Here is an 896-nt window from a genome sequence, read left to right on the forward strand (position 1 = left end):
AAGAACAAACGGAGGATAAAAAAGAATGAATATAACTAATGCTGGTGTACGTGGTTATAACCCTACTGGGGTTGTAATTCACAATGACGCTGGTTCGAATGGTGCTAACGCTGGCTTCTACAACAACTGGTTACCTAATCATAACCCTGAAAATGGCTTTGCTCATGTCTACATTGCTTCTGACGGAAGATTACAAGCTTCTGATTTCTCTAATATGGCATGGCATTGTGCCAACTCGTACGGTAATGCTAACTATGCAAGCTGGGAAGTATGCCAATCAGAGGGCGATTTAAACCAGTTCTTGAGAAATGAGCAAGCGGTACTAGATGACGTGGCTAAGTACATGAAACAATGGGGGTTAACTCCTAATCGTGATACTGTTAAACTACATCAAGAACTTTCAGCAACTTCATGCCCTAGACGTTCAGTAGAAGTACACGGAGGCACGTTAGAGAGTTGTCGCTCATACTTTATCACAGAACTAAACAAGCGCCTTACAGGACAAACTAGTGGCACAGTCGCAGTAAACAATACACAAACAAATACAGAATTAGAGGACGACGATTTAATGAAATTTACATATACAAATGGCGATAAAACAACTTACTACTTTAATGGCGAAAAAGTTATCGCTCTATCACACCCAGACCAATTGGCAATTGTTCGTAAAACTTATAAAGAAACAACTGGCAAAGACCTTAAAAACTTCGATTGGAAAGGTTCGCCTATTGATATTCGTTTCATGCAAGCTAACGGAATCGACAAACCAATCATTGCTAAAAAATAATACGAAAAAGGCCCTCACTTAATTGTGGGGCTTTCTTTGTTCGGTATCATTTCATCTTTTTCACTAACATGTTGACTTCCTCTATTATTAGATCGTTAAGTTTCCTCAT

At 39.1% G+C, this 896-nt stretch carries 1 protein-coding gene; it reads left to right on the forward strand.

Translation table 11 applies throughout. The annotated features are described in order from the left end of the window. Window positions 1-25 precede the first annotated feature (25 nt). The gene (locus FDW96_RS15060; protein ID WP_036853161.1) at window positions 26-787 is read left to right on the forward strand and encodes an N-acetylmuramoyl-L-alanine amidase; all 762 of its coding nucleotides are present in this window, start codon (window positions 26-28) and stop codon (window positions 785-787) included. Window positions 788-896: the final 109 nt, after the last annotated feature.

Source organism: Citrobacter sp. TBCS-15, from assembly GCF_005280815.1.
GTDB lineage: Bacteria > Pseudomonadota > Gammaproteobacteria > Enterobacterales > Enterobacteriaceae > Citrobacter > Citrobacter werkmanii.

Coding starts and splice junctions, on each gene's coding strand:
- FDW96_RS15060 (WP_036853161.1), top strand. CDS start 26: ATGAATATAACTAATGCTGGTGTACGTGGTTATAACCCTACTGGGGTT.